14 protein-coding genes are annotated in these 19,437 nt (G+C 59.9%); 5 read left to right on the top strand and 9 right to left on the bottom strand.

Annotated elements, in window-relative coordinates:
* The first annotated feature begins 144 nt into the window (after positions 1-144).
* Positions 145-567 (top strand): GFA family protein, encoded by a 423-nt coding sequence (locus tag BM152_RS02955; RefSeq protein ID WP_074913935.1) that lies wholly within the window; start codon positions 145-147, stop codon positions 565-567.
* Positions 568-834: 267 nt separating this feature from the next.
* Here the strand turns inward: BM152_RS02955 and BM152_RS02950 are convergent, their stop codons facing one another.
* The 4 genes from BM152_RS02950 to BM152_RS02935 form a co-directional block, all read right to left on the bottom strand.
* On the bottom strand, positions 835-2,025 hold the full coding sequence (locus BM152_RS02950; protein ID WP_066606312.1) for an ABC transporter permease: 1,191 nt from the start codon (positions 2,023-2,025) through the stop codon (positions 835-837).
* Positions 2,022-2,945, bottom strand: a complete 924-nt coding sequence (locus BM152_RS02945; protein WP_082715422.1) for an ABC transporter permease — start codon at positions 2,943-2,945, stop codon at positions 2,022-2,024. The genes BM152_RS02950 and BM152_RS02945 overlap by 4 nt, the downstream gene beginning before the upstream one ends.
* Positions 2,942-4,033 carry an ABC transporter ATP-binding protein gene (locus BM152_RS02940; protein ID WP_066606310.1) on the bottom strand — a complete coding sequence of 364 codons (1,092 nt, stop codon included), beginning with the start codon at positions 4,031-4,033 and terminating at the stop codon, positions 2,942-2,944. Before BM152_RS02940 ends, BM152_RS02945 begins: the two co-directional genes overlap by 4 nt.
* Before the next feature lie 82 nt (positions 4,034-4,115).
* Positions 4,116-5,258, bottom strand: a complete 1,143-nt coding sequence (locus BM152_RS02935) for an extracellular solute-binding protein (RefSeq protein ID WP_066606308.1) — start codon at positions 5,256-5,258, stop codon at positions 4,116-4,118.
* Positions 5,259-5,447: 189 nt separating this feature from the next.
* On the opposite strand from BM152_RS02935, the gene BM152_RS02930 reads away from it, so the two are divergent.
* Entirely contained in the window at positions 5,448-7,022 is a 1,575-nt protein-coding gene (locus BM152_RS02930; RefSeq protein WP_231730558.1) for an aminotransferase-like domain-containing protein, read from the top strand.
* A 165-nt stretch (positions 7,023-7,187) separates the two neighbouring features.
* Here BM152_RS02930 and BM152_RS02925 read toward each other — a convergent pair whose 3' ends face one another.
* Positions 7,188-8,678: an aldehyde dehydrogenase family protein gene (locus BM152_RS02925; RefSeq protein WP_066606302.1), complete on the bottom strand. Its 1,491-nt coding sequence runs from the start codon at positions 8,676-8,678 to the stop codon at positions 7,188-7,190.
* A 169-nt stretch (positions 8,679-8,847) separates the two neighbouring features.
* On the opposite strand from BM152_RS02925, the gene BM152_RS02920 reads away from it, so the two are divergent.
* Positions 8,848-10,221, top strand: coding sequence for an aminotransferase family protein (locus BM152_RS02920; protein ID WP_066606299.1), 1,374 nt, complete (start codon positions 8,848-8,850; stop codon positions 10,219-10,221).
* A gap of 32 nt (positions 10,222-10,253) precedes the next feature.
* Here BM152_RS02920 and eutC read toward each other — a convergent pair whose 3' ends face one another.
* From eutC to BM152_RS02905, 3 genes are all read right to left on the bottom strand, one after another.
* The gene (eutC, locus tag BM152_RS02915) at positions 10,254-11,015 is read right to left on the bottom strand and encodes an ethanolamine ammonia-lyase subunit EutC (RefSeq protein WP_066606296.1); all 762 of its coding nucleotides are present in this window, start codon (positions 11,013-11,015) and stop codon (positions 10,254-10,256) included.
* Positions 11,012-12,394 (bottom strand): ethanolamine ammonia-lyase subunit EutB, encoded by a 1,383-nt coding sequence (locus BM152_RS02910; protein WP_066606293.1) that lies wholly within the window; start codon positions 12,392-12,394, stop codon positions 11,012-11,014. The genes eutC and BM152_RS02910 overlap by 4 nt, the downstream gene beginning before the upstream one ends.
* 133 nt (positions 12,395-12,527) lie before the next feature.
* The gene (locus BM152_RS02905) at positions 12,528-13,196 is read right to left on the bottom strand and encodes a TetR/AcrR family transcriptional regulator (RefSeq protein WP_066606291.1); all 669 of its coding nucleotides are present in this window, start codon (positions 13,194-13,196) and stop codon (positions 12,528-12,530) included.
* Between the two features lie 222 nt (positions 13,197-13,418).
* Here BM152_RS02905 and BM152_RS02900 point away from each other — a divergent pair, with 222 nt between their 5' ends.
* Together BM152_RS02900 and BM152_RS02895 are read left to right on the top strand one after the other, a co-directional pair.
* A complete protein-coding gene (locus BM152_RS02900) occupies positions 13,419-14,585 on the top strand; it encodes an efflux RND transporter periplasmic adaptor subunit (RefSeq protein WP_066606290.1) in 1,167 nt (388 codons plus the stop codon).
* An 18-nt stretch (positions 14,586-14,603) separates the two neighbouring features.
* The gene (locus BM152_RS02895) at positions 14,604-17,714 is read left to right on the top strand and encodes an efflux RND transporter permease subunit (protein WP_066606287.1); all 3,111 of its coding nucleotides are present in this window, start codon (positions 14,604-14,606) and stop codon (positions 17,712-17,714) included.
* Positions 17,715-17,788: 74 nt separating this feature from the next.
* On the opposite strand, the gene BM152_RS02890 is transcribed toward BM152_RS02895, so the two are convergent.
* Entirely contained in the window at positions 17,789-19,420 is a 1,632-nt protein-coding gene (locus tag BM152_RS02890) for an alpha-D-glucose phosphate-specific phosphoglucomutase (RefSeq protein ID WP_066606280.1), read from the bottom strand.
* Between the last annotated feature and the right edge of the window lie 17 nt (positions 19,421-19,437).

Raw genomic sequence — 19,437 nt, 5'->3', positions numbered from 1 at the left:
CTTTGGTAATCCATTCAACAAACGGTCGTTTTTGGAAGTAGTGTGTAGATATAGAAAAGTGCAGGAATAAGCCAATTTGCCGATTTCTCAATAATGACCTAATCGAAAGTGGAAGCTAAAGCTCTAGAAAAAGGAGTATTCAAAATGGCACCAGATTCAAAGAAACATCTAGCATCATGTCATTGCGGCAGCGTGCAGTTTGAAGTCCGTCTCACCGACGAATTTAATACTATTCGCCGCTGTACATGTTCCTATTGCCGCATGCGAGGAGCCGTTGCCGTTTCGGCGCAATTGGACGGTATCAACTTTTTGAAGGGCGAGGAGACTTTAACCCTATACGAATTCAACACAAAAACAGCCAAACACTACTTCTGCCCAGTTTGTGGAATTTACACCCACCATCAACGCAGATCCAATCCAACTCAGATTGGTATCAATGTTGCTTGCCTTGCAGGCGTAAGCCCCTTCGACTTTGCGGAGGTTGTTGTGTACGACGGCGTAAATCATCCGTCTGATGCCTCGTCAGGACCACTGGTCGCAGGTATTTTACGTTTTAGCCCTACCTAAAGCGTTTCATTAAATGGCAATTTTTTCAGATAATTGCCATTCATTTGCGTTCAAAAAAAACTCCTTTGGATACAAGAAAAAGCGCGCCCTTTTATCGCTGCCTGAAACCCCGTTCAAAACCCAAATGATTATTGAAGGTTTTTGACCACGTCGTCCAAAGCTGACAAGACACTCCAATCCTAGGTATCACTCCCCTACAGCACGACACGCAAAGGGGGCCAAACACGGCCCCCTTTTTCTATGATCACACCTTGAGGAACCGCGCCTTTAGTCGTCACTCTGCGGCGGGGCGATCCCGCCGAATGCTCCGCCAAAGGCCGACGGGCTTGCCGGTTTCGGGGCCACTGGCTCCGGCGCGGGGGTGGAGCCGCCCAAGCCCCCGAACGCGCCGCCAAACGCCGAATTGGATTTCGGCAGGGTGTTCTCTTGCGCTTGTTGGGCTTCGATCTTCTCCTGTTGAGCCGCACGCAGGGCCTCTTGACGGGCCATCTTGTCTTGCAACACCGCCGCTTCACACACCGAACTGTCGTGACGCGAACCGGCGTAGCTCAGCCCTGCAATCACCGTGACAAGAATAGCAAAGACCACCCCCGGGTGGGTCAGCGCCTGCGTAATCGGGTTCGCATAAAGTGGAGAGCGCGCCGAAGGTCCACCCGCTTGCGCGGCCTTGCGGCGCTGGTAGGCTTCGTTGGTCAAAGCACCCACAAGCGTGATGGTAATGATGATGACCGCCAGCGCGGACAGGGACGGGTCCGTGCCGTGCCGCACTTTGGAGGCCAGCGCCGTGGTAAAAGTGCTCTCGGAAAGCACCGTGAATACCGTGGTGTTGTAATTCTCGAAAGAGGCCAGAAGCGTGATAAAGGCGGCGGAGCCGATGGCCGGCGCCATGAAAGGCAAAAGGATCTTGCGAAATGCCTGCCCCGGCGTGGCCCCCAGATCCAGCGCCGCTTCGGTCTGTGTCGCATCAAAGCGCTGCAACCGCGCGATAAAGACGAGCATCGCATAGGCTGAGACAAAGGTGATCTGGCCGACGATGGTCAGGAAGAACCCGTTGTAAAGCGCCCCTACCCCCAACCCCCGCGAGATTTGCCCCCAGAGCACAATGGTCGAAATCCCCAAAACCACGCCGGGGATCAGGATCGGCAGGATCAGCACCGTGTAGAGCATGGCGCGCAGCCTGGCCGGAAGCTCCGAGAGCGCCAAAGCCCCCGCCAGCCCGATTGGCACGGCCAAAGCCACAACGCCCAGCCCGATGATGACCGAGTTCAACAGCCCGTCCATCAAACGCGCATTGCCCAGCAACTCGCCGAACCAGCCTGTCGTAAAACATTCCCACGGCACCACACGCGGAAACCGCGAGGAGTTGAAGGCCGTGATCACCATGATCACCAGAGGGCCGAAGAGGAAGGTGAAAAAGGCGATGGCATAGGCCCCGCCAAAGAGCGTGTTGCGGGTCATTTGCCAATCTCCCCGACCGAGACCTTGAAGACACGCATGGTCAACAGGACAAAGGAGATACAGGTCAACAACAGCATCACTGCATAGGCCGAACCTCTGGGCCAGTTCGAGGATTCATTGAACCACTGGTAGATCAGCTGCGTGAACCACAGGCTCGAAGGTCCGCCCAGAATTTGCGGTGCGGCCAGCGCGCCTGCGGTGAGCATAAAGACCATGGTTGCCCCCGACACGATGCCCGGTTTGGCCACCGGCAGCACCACCCGCCAATGCACCCGCCACAAAGGCGCCCCCATATCGCGGGCGGCCTCGACCTGTGTGTGATCCAGTGCTTCAATGGCGTTATACATGGGGAAGATCATCAACAGGATATAGGCGTAGGACAGGCCGAAATAGAGCGCCACATCAGCGCGGATAAAATCCACCGGCGCATCCCACAGCCCGATCTGCATCCCCACCGTATTGATCACACCCGTCGCGCCGAACAGCACGCGAAACGCAAAGGCACGCAGGATTTCGTTGATCCAGTAGGGAATGATCAAACCGATCACCATAAGCCGCGCCGCCACCTCCTTGGCCCCGTGGGCAAGGATATAGGCGATGGGATAACAGATGATGACATCAATCAAGGTCACGACGACCGCAGCCACAAGCGTGCGCACGAGGATCATCAGATCGAGACTGTTCAACGAGCCGTCCGCGTTGAAGAAAAAGCCGCGATATTGCTCCAGCGTATAATGGTCCGCCTCCGTGCCGATCTGGTCGGCGGGAAGGTTGAAGCGGAAGGAATAATCCAGCATCGAAAGCTGCGGCAATGTGATGAACACCACAACCCAGAGCGTCACGGCAATGGCCACGAACAGCGTGGCCCCCATACCGTGTTTCGCCATCAATGTGCTATAGGCAAGTTTCAACTGTTTCATGCTTCGCTCGCCATATGTCCGACCGGAAGGATGGTGGCGTTCATCGGCGCAAAGCCCAGAGACAGGTTTTCCCCCTGCCCCAAAGGACTTCCCGCCAACCCGGCGTTGACCATGGAAATGCGCAGCTCGGTGTCCGCGCTTCGGGCGAAGACATGGTTGGTCGCGCCTTCGAATTCCTGCCGCGTGAGCGTGGCCTCGAACCGGTTTGTGCTGGCACCGGGCGTCAACTGCTCAGGACGCACAAAGAGGATCGCCTCCTCCCCCGGCTTGTATTTGCGTCCGCCGCCCACACGGGCCTCAAAGGTTCCCATCGGGGTCTCAAGCGCGGCCACCTCGCCCGACTGCCCCTTGATGACACCTTGCAAACCATTGTTTTCGCCGACAAACGAGGCCACGAAAGCCGAGCGCGGGCGATTATAGATGAGATCTGGTTCTCCCACCTGTTCGATCACACCACGGCTCATCACCGCCACGCGGTCGGACATGGTCAGAGCCTCGCCCTGATCGTGGGTGATATAGATAAAGGTCACGCCCACCTGTTTCTGGATCGCACGCAACTCCGTGCGCATGTGCTGGCGCAGTTTGAGGTCGAGCGCGGACAGAGGTTCATCCAGCAGCAGAATATCCGGCTCCACCGCCAGCGCGCGTGCAATGGCTACACGTTGTTTCTGGCCGCCAGACAATTCGGAAACCTTTTTGTCCCCGATCCCCGGCAGCGCGATCATGTCGAGTAATTCGTCGGCCTTCTTGCGACGCTCTTTCTTTGACGCGCCACGCACCTCCAGCGGAAAGGCGATGTTTTCGGCCACCGTCATCAGCGGGAACAGCGCCAGATGCTGAAAGATCAGCGCGGTCGGGCGTTTGTTCGGTCCCACACCCGCCATATCCTTGCCGCCGATCAACACACGCCCCTCGGTCGGCTCGGAAAAGCCGGAGATACAGCGCAGCATCGTGGTCTTGCCGCAGCCTGACGGGCCAAGGAAAGAGAAAAACTCGCCGGAGTTGATCTTGAGATTGGCATTGTCGACAGCGGTAAAATTGCCGAAACGAATAGAGACGTGATCGAGGAGAACGGATCTGTCGGGCATTGTGTTCGCTTTTATAAGTATGGAAAGCCGGATCGGAAAAGACCCCGCACCCTGAAGAGGCGCGAGGTCTCCGAAACGTGCTTTATGCGGAGAGGAACTTGTTGGTGAATTCGGAGCGCATTTCCGAATACCACGGGGCTTCCGCAGGCCATGCGTTCAGGTTCGCCAGCGCATCCCCCGGATAGGCATCGGCAAAGTTCTTGGCATAGATCTCGCCGCCATAGGCATCCGCGCCCAAGACCGGCGAGTTGTAGCCGTGGGTCTTGATCGCCTCGCCCGCCCATTCGGGATTGTAGCAAGCCTCGATAAAGGCATAGATCTGGTCGATGTTCTTGGCGCCTGTGGGCATCGACATCCCGTCTACCCACGCCATAGCTCCCTCGACCGGCGCGCGATACATCACCGGCTCGCCTTCGTTCTTGAGCGCGATCGGCGGGCCGTCCCATGTCTGGCCGACGATGACACCTTCGTTCAAAAGACCGTTTTTCTGCGCATCTGCATCATTCCAGATCAGCTTGATATTGCCTTTCTTTTCAATCGCGTGATCGACGACCTTCGTCCAGACTTCGGTCATTTTTTCGGGGCTTTCATACGCCGCCCAGATGGAGCCCGGCTCCAACATGCCAAGACGTTCCATGCCAAGCCCGAGCCCCAGAAGCATGGAGTGCCCGCGGCCCATGGTCTTGCCCGCATTGGCATCGTCCCAGATGTCGTAATAGGACGGGAACTCGCCCGCCGGTATGAACATATCGGTGCGCCATGCGACCCCTTCGGTGCCCCAGATATGCGGCACCCAGAAGGTGCCCTTGCCTTCAAAGTTCCAGTGTTTCTCCCCCAGCGCCATCGCCGGATTGACCTTTTCAATGGCGATTTTCGACATGTCGAACGGCTGCAACAGACCAAGCTCGGCCCAGAGCAGATTGCGGTTGACGGTCGGAGACACGAGATCGAACCCTTCGCCGCCCGTGGCCTTGAGCTTGTTGATGATCTCGTCGTTCGACCCGATGCCGGTGAAATTGAGTTTGATCCCTGTGGACCCTTCGAATGCCGTCACGAAACTTTCCGGCAGATAGTCGGACCACATCATCACGTTGATCTCGCCCGAAGAGGCCAGAGCCCCACGGCTGACCAGCGCCGGAGCCGCCAGACCGCCCAGCACAGTGGCCGACCCTTTGAGAAACCCGCGACGTCCGACGCCTGCTGTGGTGAATTTGAGTTTTGTCATGTCACTCCCCGTGAACCTTTGTGTTTTTATGCGGCGGCCGGTCCATCAAGGGGTGCCTTCATGCCCGAAACCGCTCACGAAAAAGCCTAGAGGGACAAATTTTGCTGAATTTAGAGCCAGACCGTGTAATCTATGGTGCCAAAGGGGGTTTCGCTCTGTGGTCTTCTTCGCTGCACAATAGAGTGGCGCTTGAGCCAAGACTTTGCCCGTATCCGTGCGGCTTCGAAAGATTTGGTTCATACCATTGCGATAGACCGTTCCAACGCCCAGACGACAGGACACAGACACATGCTGGACCGCTATTTCGAGCAGCCTTTCGACCAAAGCGCCTCGCTCCAGCACCAGATTCAGGAACGCCTCATTCAGGCCATTCTCGACGGTGCGGTCTCGCCGGTCGACCCGCTCCCCTCCTCGCGCGCCTTTGCCACGGCGCTCAACGTGTCACGCAACACGATCTCGATTGTCTATGAGCGCCTGCATCAGGACGGGTTCATCACCGCCAAACCGAGGCGCGGCTATTTCATCGACGAGAATTTCGTGCGCGAAAAGCTCAATGTCGCCCCGCCGCGCCGCAAGATCGGGACGGGCACCGTGCCGGACTTCAACCGGTTCCTGCCGCACCGCTTCACCGCCTTGCCCAATATCGACAAACGCAGCGACTGGCGGTGCTTTCCCTATCCGTTCATCTACGGTCAGGTCGGGCGCGACGAGACCTCTGTGGCGCGCTGGCGTGACTGCCTGCGCCGTGCGGGCACCTCGCGCCATGTAGGCACATGGGCGGACGATCTGGTGGACAGCGACGATCCGCTGTTGCTCGAACAAATCTCGCGCCGTGTGCTGCCCCAGCGCGGGTTTCGCGCCGACGCCGACGAGCTATTGATCACCGTAGGGGCGCAAAATGCGATCTGGATGATCGCCAACCTGTTTCTGTCACCGGATCGTGAAATCCATATTGAAGACCCCGGCTATGTCGATGCCCGCAATATTTTCGCCGCCCAAGGCGCGCGGATCATTCCTGTGCCTGTGGACCGCAAGGGCATGAAACCCGATCCAAATCTGGCACATGCCGATATGGTCTATCTGACGCCGGGACATCAAAGCCCGACCAATATCACCATGCCGATGGAGCGGCGGCTGGCGATGTTACAGGCGGCTTCAGATTATGACTTTCTGATCCTCGAAGACGACTATGAGCATGAGCTGAACTTTGTCGGCGCACAGCATCCGACGCTCAAGGCGCTCGACGGAACGGGACGGGTGATCCATGTGGGCTCGCTCACCAAGCCACTGTTTCCGGGCATCCGGCTCGGCTTTGTGGCCGCTGATCGTGCGGTGATCCATGAATTGCGCCACCTGCGGCGTCTGATGTATCGCCACCCCTCGGCGCTGGCGCAACGGGCGATGGCGCTGTTTCTCTCCGAAGGCCATTACGACGCCCACATCCGCCGCCACCGCCGCAGCATGGCGGATAAGTGGCGGGAAATGTTGCGTGAAATCGACCGAAACCTGCCCGATTGCGAAGCCACCATGACCACCGGTGGCTCCGGTGTCTGGGTCAGCCTGCCCGAGGGTATTGAGGCCGCTGCGATCAAGGCGGAGGCAGAGACCCGCGGCGTTCTGGTCGAGGATGGCACGCCGCACTACCTGCGTGCAGACGCCCCGCGCAACCGGCTGCGGCTGGGGTTCGGGGCGATTGATCTGGCGAAAATCGCACCGGGGATTGCGGAGTTGAAAGCGGCAATCACCACGGTGCGTGGTCTCTGATCCCGACGGTTTCACCGCGTCGGCCTTGTGTCGGACTTCTGTCTGACACGTGTCGGGCAACCTGCCATATGGCAACAAACCGCACCGACCGGTTCCCGCGTTCCAAACTCCCGCCAAAACCGGCAGAGCGTCCCGCCCCCCGAAATACAGAGGGGCGGGAATATCTTAGTCCATCGCGATGACGATGGTTTTCGAGCGGGTGAAATGCGCCAGCATCGCCTCCAAAGAGGCTTCCTTGCCGAGCCCCGAACGCCCGAACCCGCCGTAGGAGACGTTGGGCTGGATGGTGAGGTTCTGGTTCACCTGCACATAGCCCGCATTCAGACGCGATGTGGCGTCAAGCGCGCGGGACAGGTTTTCGGTCCACACGGTCGCGGCCAGCCCGTAACGGCTGTCATTGGCCCGTTTGATCACATCCTCGTAGTCGCTCCACTTCTGGATGACCGCCACAGGGCCGAAAATCTCGTTCTGCACACAGGGGTGATCTTCCGGCAGGTCAAGCAACAGCGTCGGCAAGGCGAAGAGATCAGGCGAAAGTTCTGTGCCCTCAGGGACCGCACCACAGCGGATCACGGTTGCCCCCGGCGTGGCCTCGGCCTGTGCCACATAGCCCGCGACAACAGCGGCCTGTTTGGCGTTGATGATCGTGCCGATATCGGTCGCCTCATCCAGCGGATCACCGATCTTGAGCGTATCCAGCTCCGCCCGCAGCGCCGCGAGGAACGCGTCATAAAGGCTTTCATGCACATAGATCCGCGACGACGCGGTGCAGCTTTGCCCCTGACGGGTAAACCGCATCCCCGAAATGGCACCGGCCACGGATTTCTCAAGGCTGGCATCGTCGCACACAATCATCGGGCTTTTGCCTCCCAGTTCCAAAGACACAGGCACAATGCGCTCGGCCCCAGATTTATAGACCGTCTCGCCCACGGCTTCGGAGCCGGTGAAGGTGATCTTGGCCACATCCGCGTGGGAGGTAAGTGCCGCGCCACAATCGGCCCCTGTGCCGTTGATGACATTGAGCACACCGTCCGGCAGGTGCTGCATCAGGATTTCAGCCGCCAGATAGGTCGCAAAGGGCGCTTCTTCAGAGGCTTTCACCACCACAGTGTTGCCCGCAACAAGCGCAGGGGCGATCTTGAGCATCATCAGCACCAGCGGCACGTTCCACGGCAGGATCGCCGCCACGACACCAAGCGGCTCGCGCGTGGTCATGGTCAACATGCGCGGGTTGAACGGGATGGTTTCGCCCTTCAGCTCGGAGCCCAGCCCGCCGTAGAATTCCAGAATATCGGCGGAGGTTTTCACTTCGCCACGGCACTCGGTGCGGATGGCCTTGCCTGTTTCGCGCGCCAGAACCTGCGCGACGATTTCGAAATGCGCCAACAGGGCACGACCACCGGCGGCGACGGCCTTGCCACGTTCACGCGCAGGGATCGCGGCCCATGCGGGACCGGCGGCCTTGGCGGCTTGCACCGCCGCATCGGTCTCCGACGCAGTTGAGGCGGCAGCCTGCCCCAGAACCGCGCCTGTGGCAGGGTTGAGAACATCAAGGCTGGCGGAGACGGGCACATGGCGACCGCCTACGAGGTTAAGGTTGCGATAGGTCGCAATCGCGGCCTGCGGATCGGCGGGAGGGGTGAATGAATCTGTCATGCCCTTTTCCTCGCCGGAAAATATCGCATCGCAAAGGTGCCAGAGAAATCAAAGAAAGAGTCCAGATATCTTCTCGCCTTGAACTGGACTGATATTTGTCTTTCACTGGCTCTAACACCTGCCCCGAAACCCATGATTTGATCGGGAAGATCAAAGAAGGAATCCCCCTATGCACGATAATGATCTCTCCGCCATCATCGAAGCCGACCGCGCCCATGTCTGGCACCACATGTTCCAGCACCAGCTGCTGGAGAGCCGCGACCCGCGCATCATTGTCGAGGGTAAGGGCATGTCGGTCTGGGATCAGAACGGCAAGGAATTTCTTGATGCTGTCTCCGGCGGGGTCTGGACCGTCAATGTCGGCTACGGACGCGAACGCATTGCCAATGCAGTGCGCGACCAGCTGATCAAGATGAACTATTTCGCGGGCTCTGCCGGCTCCATTCCGGCGGCGCAATTCTCGGAAATTCTTACTTCGAAAACCCCCGGATTGAGCCGTATGTATTACTGCAACTCCGGCTCGGAAGCCAATGAAAAGGTTTTCAAAATGGTGCGCCAGATTTCGGCGCAGCGCTATGGCGGAAAGAAGTCGAAAATCCTCTATCGCGAGCGCGATTACCACGGCACAACCATTGCCACGCTCTCGGCCTGCGGCCAGAAGCAACGCGCCCAGCATTACGGCCCCTTCGTCCCCGATTTCGTCGAAGTGCCGCATTGTCTTGAGTATCGCAAACAATGGGATGTGGAGAATTACGGCGAGCGTGCCGCAGAATCCATCGAAGAGGTGATCCTGCGCGAAGGTCCGGACACGGTCGGCGCGCTGTGCCTTGAGCCCGTGACTGCGGGCGGTGGCGTGATCGTGCCGCCGAAAGGCTATTGGGAGAAGGTGCAGGAGATCTGCACGAAATACGACATCCTGCTGCATATCGACGAGGTGGTCTGCGGCATGGGGCGCACGGGCGAGTGGTTCGGCTATCAGAACTACGGCATCAAACCGGACTTCGTGACCACGGCCAAGGGCGTGGCCTCCGGCTATGCTGCGATTGCGGTGATGCTGACCACGGACGAGGTCTTTGGAATGTTCAAGGACAATGCGGACGATCCGCTCAACTACTTCCGCGACATTTCCACCTTTGGCGGCTGCACTGCCGGACCGGCTGCGGCTATCGAGAACGTGGCGATCATTGAGGAAGAAGGCCTTCTGGACAATACCAAGGCTATGGGCAAGCGCCTTCAGGACGGTCTTGCCGCTCTGATGGACAAGCATCCTCTGATTGGCGACACGCGCGGGGTCGGCCTGTTCTGCGGCGCGGAACTTGTGGCAGATCGCGAGACCAAGGAGCCGCTCTCCGAGAAACTCGTGCAGGCGGTTCTGGGCGAGTGCGACAAGCAGGGCGTCATCATCGGCGCGACCATGCGCTCCCTGCCGGGCTTCAACAACACGCTGTGTTTCTCGCCCGCATTGATCTCGAAAGAGGACGACATCGACCGCATTCTGGATGCGGTGGACAACAGCCTCACAACGGTTGAAAAATCGCTTTAAGTTAGGCGATCAACGGTTTGATATAATTCGGATTATGCCCCGTCGATCAGCGGGGCATTTTCTACACCTAGCGCACCGCTTTCTTCCCTGAGCCCTGTGCCGGTCAGCTTGCGCTCAAGAGCAGCGCGGGTGAGCCATGCAATCTTTCCGGCGGCCTGCTCATAGCTCATTCCGCCTTGGCCGTGGATGTTCGAGAGGCAGTTGCGCTGGCTGTCTTTGGTGCCGGGTTTCGGATCATAGGTCAGATAGGCACCCAGACTGTCGGCCACGGTCAGGCCAGGCCGTTCACCGACCAGAAGCACCACCAGACGTGCGCCCAAGGCTGCACCGATTTCGTCCCCGATGGCGACCCGCGCCTGCGAGGCGATCACCACGGGACCAAGGCTCAGCCCCTCAAGACGGGCGCGGGCGGCATGGGTCACGGCGGCGGCATGGGCCTGCACCGCAGCGGAAGACAACCCGTCCGCGATCACAAACGCCACGTCGCAGACCGGTCTGACATTGAGTTTCTCCGCCTCGCCCTCGGCCAGTTTCCGGCCCAGATCGGGGCGGCGCAGGTAGCTGGCACGATCCGGTGCGGCAGAGGTCACGCGGATCACCTCCAGCGGCGCAAGATCCGCTTCGAGCGCATCCAGATCAAGCCCCGAATGAACCGCATCACGGGCACGGGCATGGGCGAACTGGAACTCCAGATTGGCCCGTGTCGGCAGCCCTGCCCCTGACCGTCCGAGCGCGATCCGCGCCGGTGTTGCCTGACGCAAGGCCGCCCATTTGTCTTTCACCACATCACTCATGGGGCGGCCTCCAACAGGCGCGCACTGGCCTGCCCATTGTCCAGAAGCTGTCCGCTCTCACTCACAAGCCCCATGCCCGTGAGCCACGCCTCGAACTCCGGCGCGGCTTTGAGGCCCAGAGAATTGCGCAGATAGGCGATGTCGTGGAAGGACAGGCTTTGATAGTTCAGCATGATGTCATCGGCACCGGGCACCCCGATGAGGAATTGCGCACGCGCATTGGCTAGAAGTGTCATCAGCACATCCATGTCATTCTGATCGGCCTCGGCATGGTTGGTGTAGCACACGTCACAGCCCATCGGCAGGCCGAGGAGCTTGCCACAGAACACATCTTCCAGCCCCGCACGGATGATCTCCTTGCCGTCATAGAGATATTCCGGCCCGATAAACCCGACCACTGTGTTGACGATCAGCGGATCAAAAGCGCGACAGACCGCATAGGCGCGGGCCTCAAGGGTCTGTTGGTCGATGCCATGATGGGCATCAGAGGACAGGGCCGATCCCTGCCCCGTCTCGAAATACATCACATTGGAGCCCGCCGTGCCCCGCTTGAGTGAAAGTGCGGCCTCATGGGCTTCCTTGAGCATGGAGAGCGTCACGCCGAACCCGTCATTGGCCGCCTGCGTGCCCGCCACGGATTGAAACACCAGATCCAGAGGCGCACCGCGTTCGATGATCTCGATGGAATTGGTGACATGGGTCAGCACACAGCTTTGCGTCGGAATGTCGTAACGCGCCCGCAGATCATCGAGCATGGACAGAAGCGTCATCGCCGTGGGGATGTTGTCGGTCGCCGGATTGATCCCGATCACAGCATCGCCCACCGCATAGGACAGACCGTCCAGCGTCGAGGCGACAATGCCCTTGAGATCATCCGCCGGATGGTTGGGTTGCAGACGCGAGCCGATCCGCCCTGCTAGACCAAGCGTCGAGCGAAAGGCGGTGATCACGGTGATCTTGCGCGCCACGGCGATCAGGTCGCGGTTGCGCATGAGCTTGCTGACTGCGGCGACCATCTCCGGCATGAGACCGGGGGCGAGTGCTGTGAGCGTGGCGGCATCTGCGGCATCCGACAAGAGCCAGTCGCGGAATTGCCCGACGGTCATATGGGACACGGGCGCAAAGGCCGTGGCATCATGGCTGTCCACGATAAGCCGCGTGACCTCGTCTGTCTCGTAAGGGATCAGAAGCTCTTCGAGAAAGGCTTTGAGCGGCAAATCGGCCAGCACCATCTGCGCCGCGACACGTTCCACATCGCTTTTTGCGATCAGCCCCGCCAGAGCATCACCTGAGCGTGCAGGCGTGGCCTTGGCCATGACCTCGGCCAGCCCCGCAAAGCGGAACCTCTCGCCTCCAAGTTGGCAATGATAAGCGCCCATGTCTTGCCTCCGTTACTCCCCTGCAACCCTAGTCATTGGGCAGGCTGTTGCACGGGGGCGGCACCGGATTCATCAGGTTTTCCGCGCGACGAACGCCGTATCTGCACAGTTTTCAGGCACCCACGCCCGAATTTCACACAGAACAGCCGTTCAGAAACAGGGAGATCGCCAAGTCGCGGCGCTCGGCCAGTTGTTCCGGCGTGACTTCCGGATGCCCCGCGTCCAGCAGACAAGGCACCGGATCTTCAAAGACCATCGACACCAAAATCTTCGCGGCAAGAGCGGCCCGATCCTCGGTCAGACACAAGCGACCCTCCGCAATCTCGCGCCGGAGTTCCACAAGCACATAACCGATGATCCGTTCATGCCCGTTCTGAACAAGCTCACGCGCCAAGGTCGGATAGGTTTGTGCCCTTGCAATGATGGTTCTTAGGAACTCCCGCTTTTGCTGGTCGGTGCCATGCGGCTTGTTGAAGGTGAGCAGAAACCGCAGCCGCTCCGCAAGAGGCTTGTCCGCATCTTCTGCGGGCAGAGGTCTGAAAAAACTGGCGCTCAAACGGGCGATCACCTGCCCCAGCAGAGCCTCCTGCCCGTCGAAATATTCGTAAAGCGTGCGTTTCGACATGCCCGCACGCCGCGCGATTCCCGCCATAGTGACACGGTCGAACCCCTGCTCCATCATCAGCTCATGGGCTGCATCGAGAATCGCCGCCTCGCGGGCGTCGTGATCCATCTGCACCGGACGTCCACGCCGCCGCGCCGGACCGCAGTCTTCCGGCTGCTCTGCCTGAATTTTAGCCATCTGCACCTCTCCACAACCACTGAGCGATGTCGCACATCACGCACCGGATACACGCGCTTTACAAAACTATCCAGTTTCTTTAATCGAATTTCAAGCAAACTTCGTATATGCCGCGGTAAAAGACGCTTAACATAAATGAGAAGTCGCGAAACCTGTCGGGTGCCAAACCCGCATTCCTCCCCCCGACCCGCAAGGATCGGGTTATTTTCGTCGGAGACCTACATGCACAGCCCTTACCTTCCTTCCCTTCGCCGGGCCTTGCCCATTCTTGCCCTGAGCCTGACCGCGTCGGCCTCAGCGTTTGCGCAGGACGGCCCGCCGCCCAGCCCTGTGACCGTGGTCACGCTGGAGGCCAAGGACATCACCCTGTCGGCCCCCTTGCCCGGTCGTGTGGCCGCCTCATCGGAAGCCGAGGTGCGCCCGCAGGTCAGCGGTATTATTCAGGAGCGTTTGTTCAAGGAAGGCGCCCCCGTGCAGGAGGGCGATCCGCTCTACCAGATTGATGCTGCGACTTACGAGGCACAGAAAGCTGTCGCAGAGGCCAGCCTTGCGCAGGCCAAAGCCGCGCTGAAATCGGCAGAGATCGAATACGAGCGGCAGGAACAGCTTCGGGACCGCAACGTGACCTCACAGCAAAACCTCGACAGCGCCGTTGCCGCACGCGATTCCGCCGCCGCAGCGGTCAAAGTGGCCGAAGCCAATCTGCTCTCTGCCGAGATTGATCTGGAGCGCACAACGATCCGCGCGCCGATCTCCGGCGTCACGGGGTTGAGCGAAATCACCCAAGGGGCCTTGGTCACTTCCGGTCAGGCCAGTGCCCTGACCACGATCCGCGCACTTGATCCGGTCTATGTGGACGTAACACAAGCCGCCGCGGATATGCTGCGCTGGCGCCGGACCAATGCGGCCACGGGGCCGGAGGCCAGCTTTGACGAGAGCGTGTCGCTGACGCTTTCCGATGGCGAGCCTTACGAATACAAAGGCGAACTCTCCGCAGGCGAGCCCTATGTGCATGAGGACACCGGCACGACCGTGCTGCGCCTGTCCTTCCCCAATCCCGACCACTTCCTGTTGCCCGGCATGTATGTGCAGGTGGAAATGCCCCAAGGGGTCGTGCCCGATGCCGTGCTGGTGCCGCAAGAGGCCGTCAGCCGCGATCGTCGCGGACGCCCGATGGCTCTGGTCGTCAATGACGAAAACGTGGTGGAGCAACGCATCCTCAACGTGGTCAGCGATCAGGACGATATGTGGGTGGTCACCGAGGGTGTCTCCGCAGGTGACCGTGTGATCGTGGCCGGATTGCAGAAAGCCGCACCGGGGGCCACCGTGGCCCCGCAGGAACAGACCTCCCCCGAGAGCGCGGATGATGCCGCCGCCTCGAACAACTGATCCGCGAAAGGACCTTTCATGGCGCGCTTTTTTATTGACCGCCCGGTCTTTGCCTGGGTGATTTCCATCATGATCATGGGGATCGGCCTGTTGTCGATCTTCACCCTCCCCGTGGCGCAATATCCACAGATTGCCCCGCCCTCGGTCAGCATCAGTGCGACCTATCCGGGGGCCTCTGCGGATACTGTGGCCAATACCGTGACCCAGATCATCGAACAGCAGATGACCGGTCTGGACGGGATGCGGTATATGTCGTCGTCCTCGACCTCATCGGGATCGGCCTCGATCACGCTGACCTTCGAGACAGGCACGGATCCGGACATCGCGCAGGTGCAGGTGCAAAACAAACTGGCACAGGCCACGGCGCTTCTGCCCGAAGCCGTTCAGCGCCAAGGGGTGACGGTGGAGAAATCCTCCGCCGGCTTCCTCATGGTGATCGGGGTGATCTCCCAAGACGGCAGCATGGATCAGGCCGACCTTGCCGATTATCTCAACTCCAACCTCGTGGATGCGTTCAGCCGCGTCGAAGGGGTCGGCGGCACACAGGTATTCGGGGCGAAATACGCCATGCGCGTCTGGCTCGACCCGTCGAAACTTGCGGCTTTCGACATGACGCCTTCGGATGTGGTGAATGCCATTTCCGGCTATAACGCCCAGATTTCGGCGGGCTCTTTCGGTTCCCGTCCGGCGCCGGAAGGTCAGGCACTTACAGCCACAATCACGGCGCAATCCTTGCTGGAAACTCCGGAAGACTTCCGCAACATCATCCTGCGCTCCGAACAGAACGGCGGGCTGGTCCTGCTCGAAGATGTGGCCCGCGTCGAGATCGGTGCGGAAAACTACATGGCGGTGGCGCAGTATAACGGGAAACCCGCGTCAGGGATGGCGATCCAGCTGGCCCCCGGAGCCAATGCGCTCGACACCTCGAAACGCGTTCGCGCTTTGATCGATGACTATGCCGAGTATTTCCCCGAGGGCATGACCTATGTGATCCCCTACGACACGACGCCCTTTATCGAAATCTCGATCCACGAAGTGCAAAAGACCCTGATGGAGGCCATCGTTCTGGTGTTCTTCGTGATGTTGCTCTTCCTGCAAAACCTGCGTGCAACACTTATCCCGACGCTTGCGGTGCCTGTGGTGCTGCTCGGCACTTTCGGCATCCTGGCCGCCTTCGGCTTTACCATCAACGTGCTCACCATGCTCGCGATGGTGCTGGCCATCGGCCTTCTGGTGGATGACGCCATCGTGGTGGTGGAAAACGTCGAACGGATCATGGAAGAAGAAGGGCTTGGCCCCCGCGAAGCCACCAAGAAATCCATGGGGCAAATCACCGGCGCGCTCATCGGGATCGCGCTTGTGCTGTCCGCCGTGTTCGTGCCGATGGCCTTTTTCGGCGGCTCCACCGGTGTGATCTATCGCCAGTTCTCGATCACCATCGTCTCCGCGATGATGCTCTCCGTGCTGGTGGCGCTCACGCTCACCCCTGCGCTCTGTGCCACGCTTCTGCGCGGCAAGGATGTCCATCACGAGCGCCGTGGCCCCTTCGGCTGGTTCAACACCTTGTTTGACAAGCTCTCCGGCGGCTATGGTGGCACGGTCGGCTATATCATCCGCCGTCCCCTGCGCATGATCATGGTCTACGCCCTGATGGGCGGCGGCATCGTCTGGCTGTTCATGCAGACGCCCACGGGCTTTCTGCCGGACGAAGATCAGGGCATCATGATGGCGCTCGTTCAGGGTCCGTCGGGCTCAACGACCGAGAACACACAGGCGGCCGCAGACCAGATCCGCGACTACTTCCTCACCGCAGAAAGCGACAATGTGGACTCGGTTTTCTCCGTGGTCGGCTTTTCCTTCTCCGGTGTGGGGCAGAACAACGGTCTGGCCTTTGTCCGTATGAAAGACTGGGAAGAACGTCCCTCGCCCGCGCAATCCGTGCAGGCCATCGCAGGGCGCGCTTTTCCGGCGATGATGGGCATTCAGGAGGCTATGGCCTTCCCCATCGTGCCGCCTGCCGTGATCGAACTGGGCAACGTCTCCGGCTTTGACTTCTACCTGCAAGCGCTGGGTGGTCAGAGCCACGAGCAACTGCTCGAAGCGCGCAACATGCTGTTGGGCATGGCCTCGCAAAGCCCGCTCATCGCCTCTGTGCGCCCGTCCGGTCTTGAGGATGCGAGCCAGTTCAAACTCGACATCGACTGGCGCGCTGCAGGTGCGATGGGGGTTTCGCCCTCCGAAGTCGGCAACACGCTTGCGATTGCCATGGCGGGGACTTACGTCAACGACTTCAACGACAATGGCCGTACCAAACGCGTCTATGTCCAAGGCGATGCCGATGCGCGGTCCACTCCGACCGACTTGCAGAAATGGCGCGTGCGCAACTCGTCGGGCGAGCTGGTGCCCTTCTCCAACTTCACCACCGAACGCTGGGTCTACGGCCCGCAGGGTCTCAGCCGCTACAACGGCACACCCTCGATGCAGATTCAGGGCTCCCCCGCGCCGGGCGTGTCCACCGGTGAAGCCATGGCGGAGATCGAAAAGCTCGTCGAACAGATCCCCGGCGGCTACTCGGTCGCATGGACGGGGCTGTCGCTGGAAGAACGCGAAAGCGGCTCGCAAGCGCCGATGCTCTACATGCTTTCGCTTGCGGCGATCTTCTTCTGTCTCGCAGCGCTCTATGAAAGCTGGGCGATCCCCTTCTCCGTCATGCTCGCCATGCCGGTCGGGGTTCTTGGGACATTGTTCACCGCATGGCACTTCGGCTTCCAGAACGGTGTGTTCTTTCAGGTCGGCCTTCTGACCGTGATCGGTCTGACCGGCAAGAACGCCATTCTGATCGTCGAATTCGCCCGTGAACAGGTCGAGGCGGGCAAGGACCTTGCCGAGGCGGTTCTGACAGCGGCAAAACAGCGGTTCCGTCCGATCGTCATGACCTCGATGGCGTTTTCCTTAGGGGTTGTGCCCTTGGTGCTGTCCTCCGGCGCGGGTGCCGGTGGCCGGATGGCCGTGGGCGCGGCTGTACTTGGCGGGACCATCACAGGGACGGTGTTCGGCATTCTCTTTGTGCCGCTGTTCTTTGTGATCGTCTTCAAACTCTTCGGCTCACGCAAGAAAACCGCAGCCTGATCTGACAGGCCGAAATACAAAAGCAAAAGGCCGGGCAATCGCCCGGCCTTTTTCATTGTCTGTCTCAGATACCCTCAGGTGATCACATCCGGTGCATCGCGTCCGGTGCGCAAACGAATTTCTGCCAGCTTGTCTGCCGCAGCAATAATCCCCGACAGCGCGTTCTGCGGATTGTCCTGAAGCGCGGCCACGTTGGTTTCCACCTTTTCGAGATAAACCCGAAGCGTCGCGCCCTCGGTGCCGGTGCCCGAGAGACGAAACACAATGCGGCCCCCGTCCTTGAACATAATCCGGATACCTTGATGCTCGGAGCGCGACCCGTCCACAGGATCGTCATAGGCAAACTCGTCGGCAGCCTCGATGGTCATGCCTTCGACCACACGGCCCGGCTGGTTCGGCAGACGGTTGCGCAGCGCCTCCATCAGCCCGTTTGCCGCATCACTGTCTACCGCTTCGAAATCGTGGCGCGAATAGTAGTTGCGTCCGAATTTCGCCCAATGCTCGGCCATGACCTCTGCCACGCTTTGCTGACGCACGGCCAGAACATTGAGCCAGAACAGAACCGCCCAAAGCCCGTCTTTTTCGCGCACATGGTCCGATCCTGTGCCAGCGCTTTCCTCACCACAAAGCGTTGCCCGCCCTGCATCGAGCAAGTTGCCGAAGAATTTCCAGCCGGTGGGCGTCTCGTAACAGGGAATGTCCAGCGCCTCGGCCACGCGGTCAAGTGCGCGCGAGGTCGGCATGGAACGCGCCACGCCTTTGAGCCCGTCCTTATAGCCCGGCACAAGGGTCGCATTGGCCGCCAGAACCGCGAGGCTGTCAGACGGGGTCACATAGGTGTTGCGGCCCACGATCATATTGCGGTCCCCGTCCCCGTCCGACGCCGCACCGAAATCCGGTGCATCGCAGGAGAACATCAGATCCATCAGAGGCTTGGCCCAGATCGGGTTCGGGTCGGGATGCCCACCTCCGAAATCCGGAGACGGCACCGCATTGACCACAGATCCTTCCGGCGCGCCCAGAGAGCCTTCCAGAATGGCTTTGGCATAGGGGCCGGTCACGGCATGCATCGCGTCAAAGCGCATGGTGAAACCGGAGGCGAACAGGTCGCGGATTGCCTCGAAATCGAAAATCTCTTCCATCATCAGATGGTAATCGACCACGGGATCGACCACTTCGATTTCCATGCCGAACAGCGTGGTCACACCCAGCTTCGACAGGTCCACATCCTGTGCCTCGCAGATGGCATATTCGCTCAGGGTTTTCGTCTGTTCGAATATGGCCTCTGTGATCGATTCCGGAGCGGGACCGCCGTTTGCCGTGTTGAACTTGACGCCGAAATCCTCGGTCGGACCACCCGGATTGTGCGAGGCGGACATGATGATCCCGCCATCGGTCTGGCGTCTGCGGATGAGGTTGGAGGCCGCCGGTGTGGAGAGCAGCGCATTTTGGCCGACGATGACCTTTTTCGCCCCGTTGGCCGCCGCCATGCGCAGGATCACCTGCGCCGCACGGTCGTTGAAATAACGCCCGTCCCCACCCAGCACATAGGTCTTGCCCTCGGCCCCGCCTGTGCCAGTGAAAATCGCCTGCACGAAATTCTCCAAATAATGCGGTTGCATAAACACAGGAGTCTTCTTGCGCAGACCGGAGGTGCCCGGTTTCTGGCCATCAATCGGAGTCGTAGCAACCACATATCGGGTCATAACGTGTTGTTCCTCTC

This window comes from Celeribacter halophilus, assembly GCF_900114135.1.
Taxonomy (GTDB): Bacteria; Pseudomonadota; Alphaproteobacteria; order Rhodobacterales; family Rhodobacteraceae; genus Celeribacter; species Celeribacter halophilus.
The sequence above is the reverse complement of the archived record's forward strand: the minus strand, read 5'-3'. Positions and strand labels throughout refer to the sequence as shown.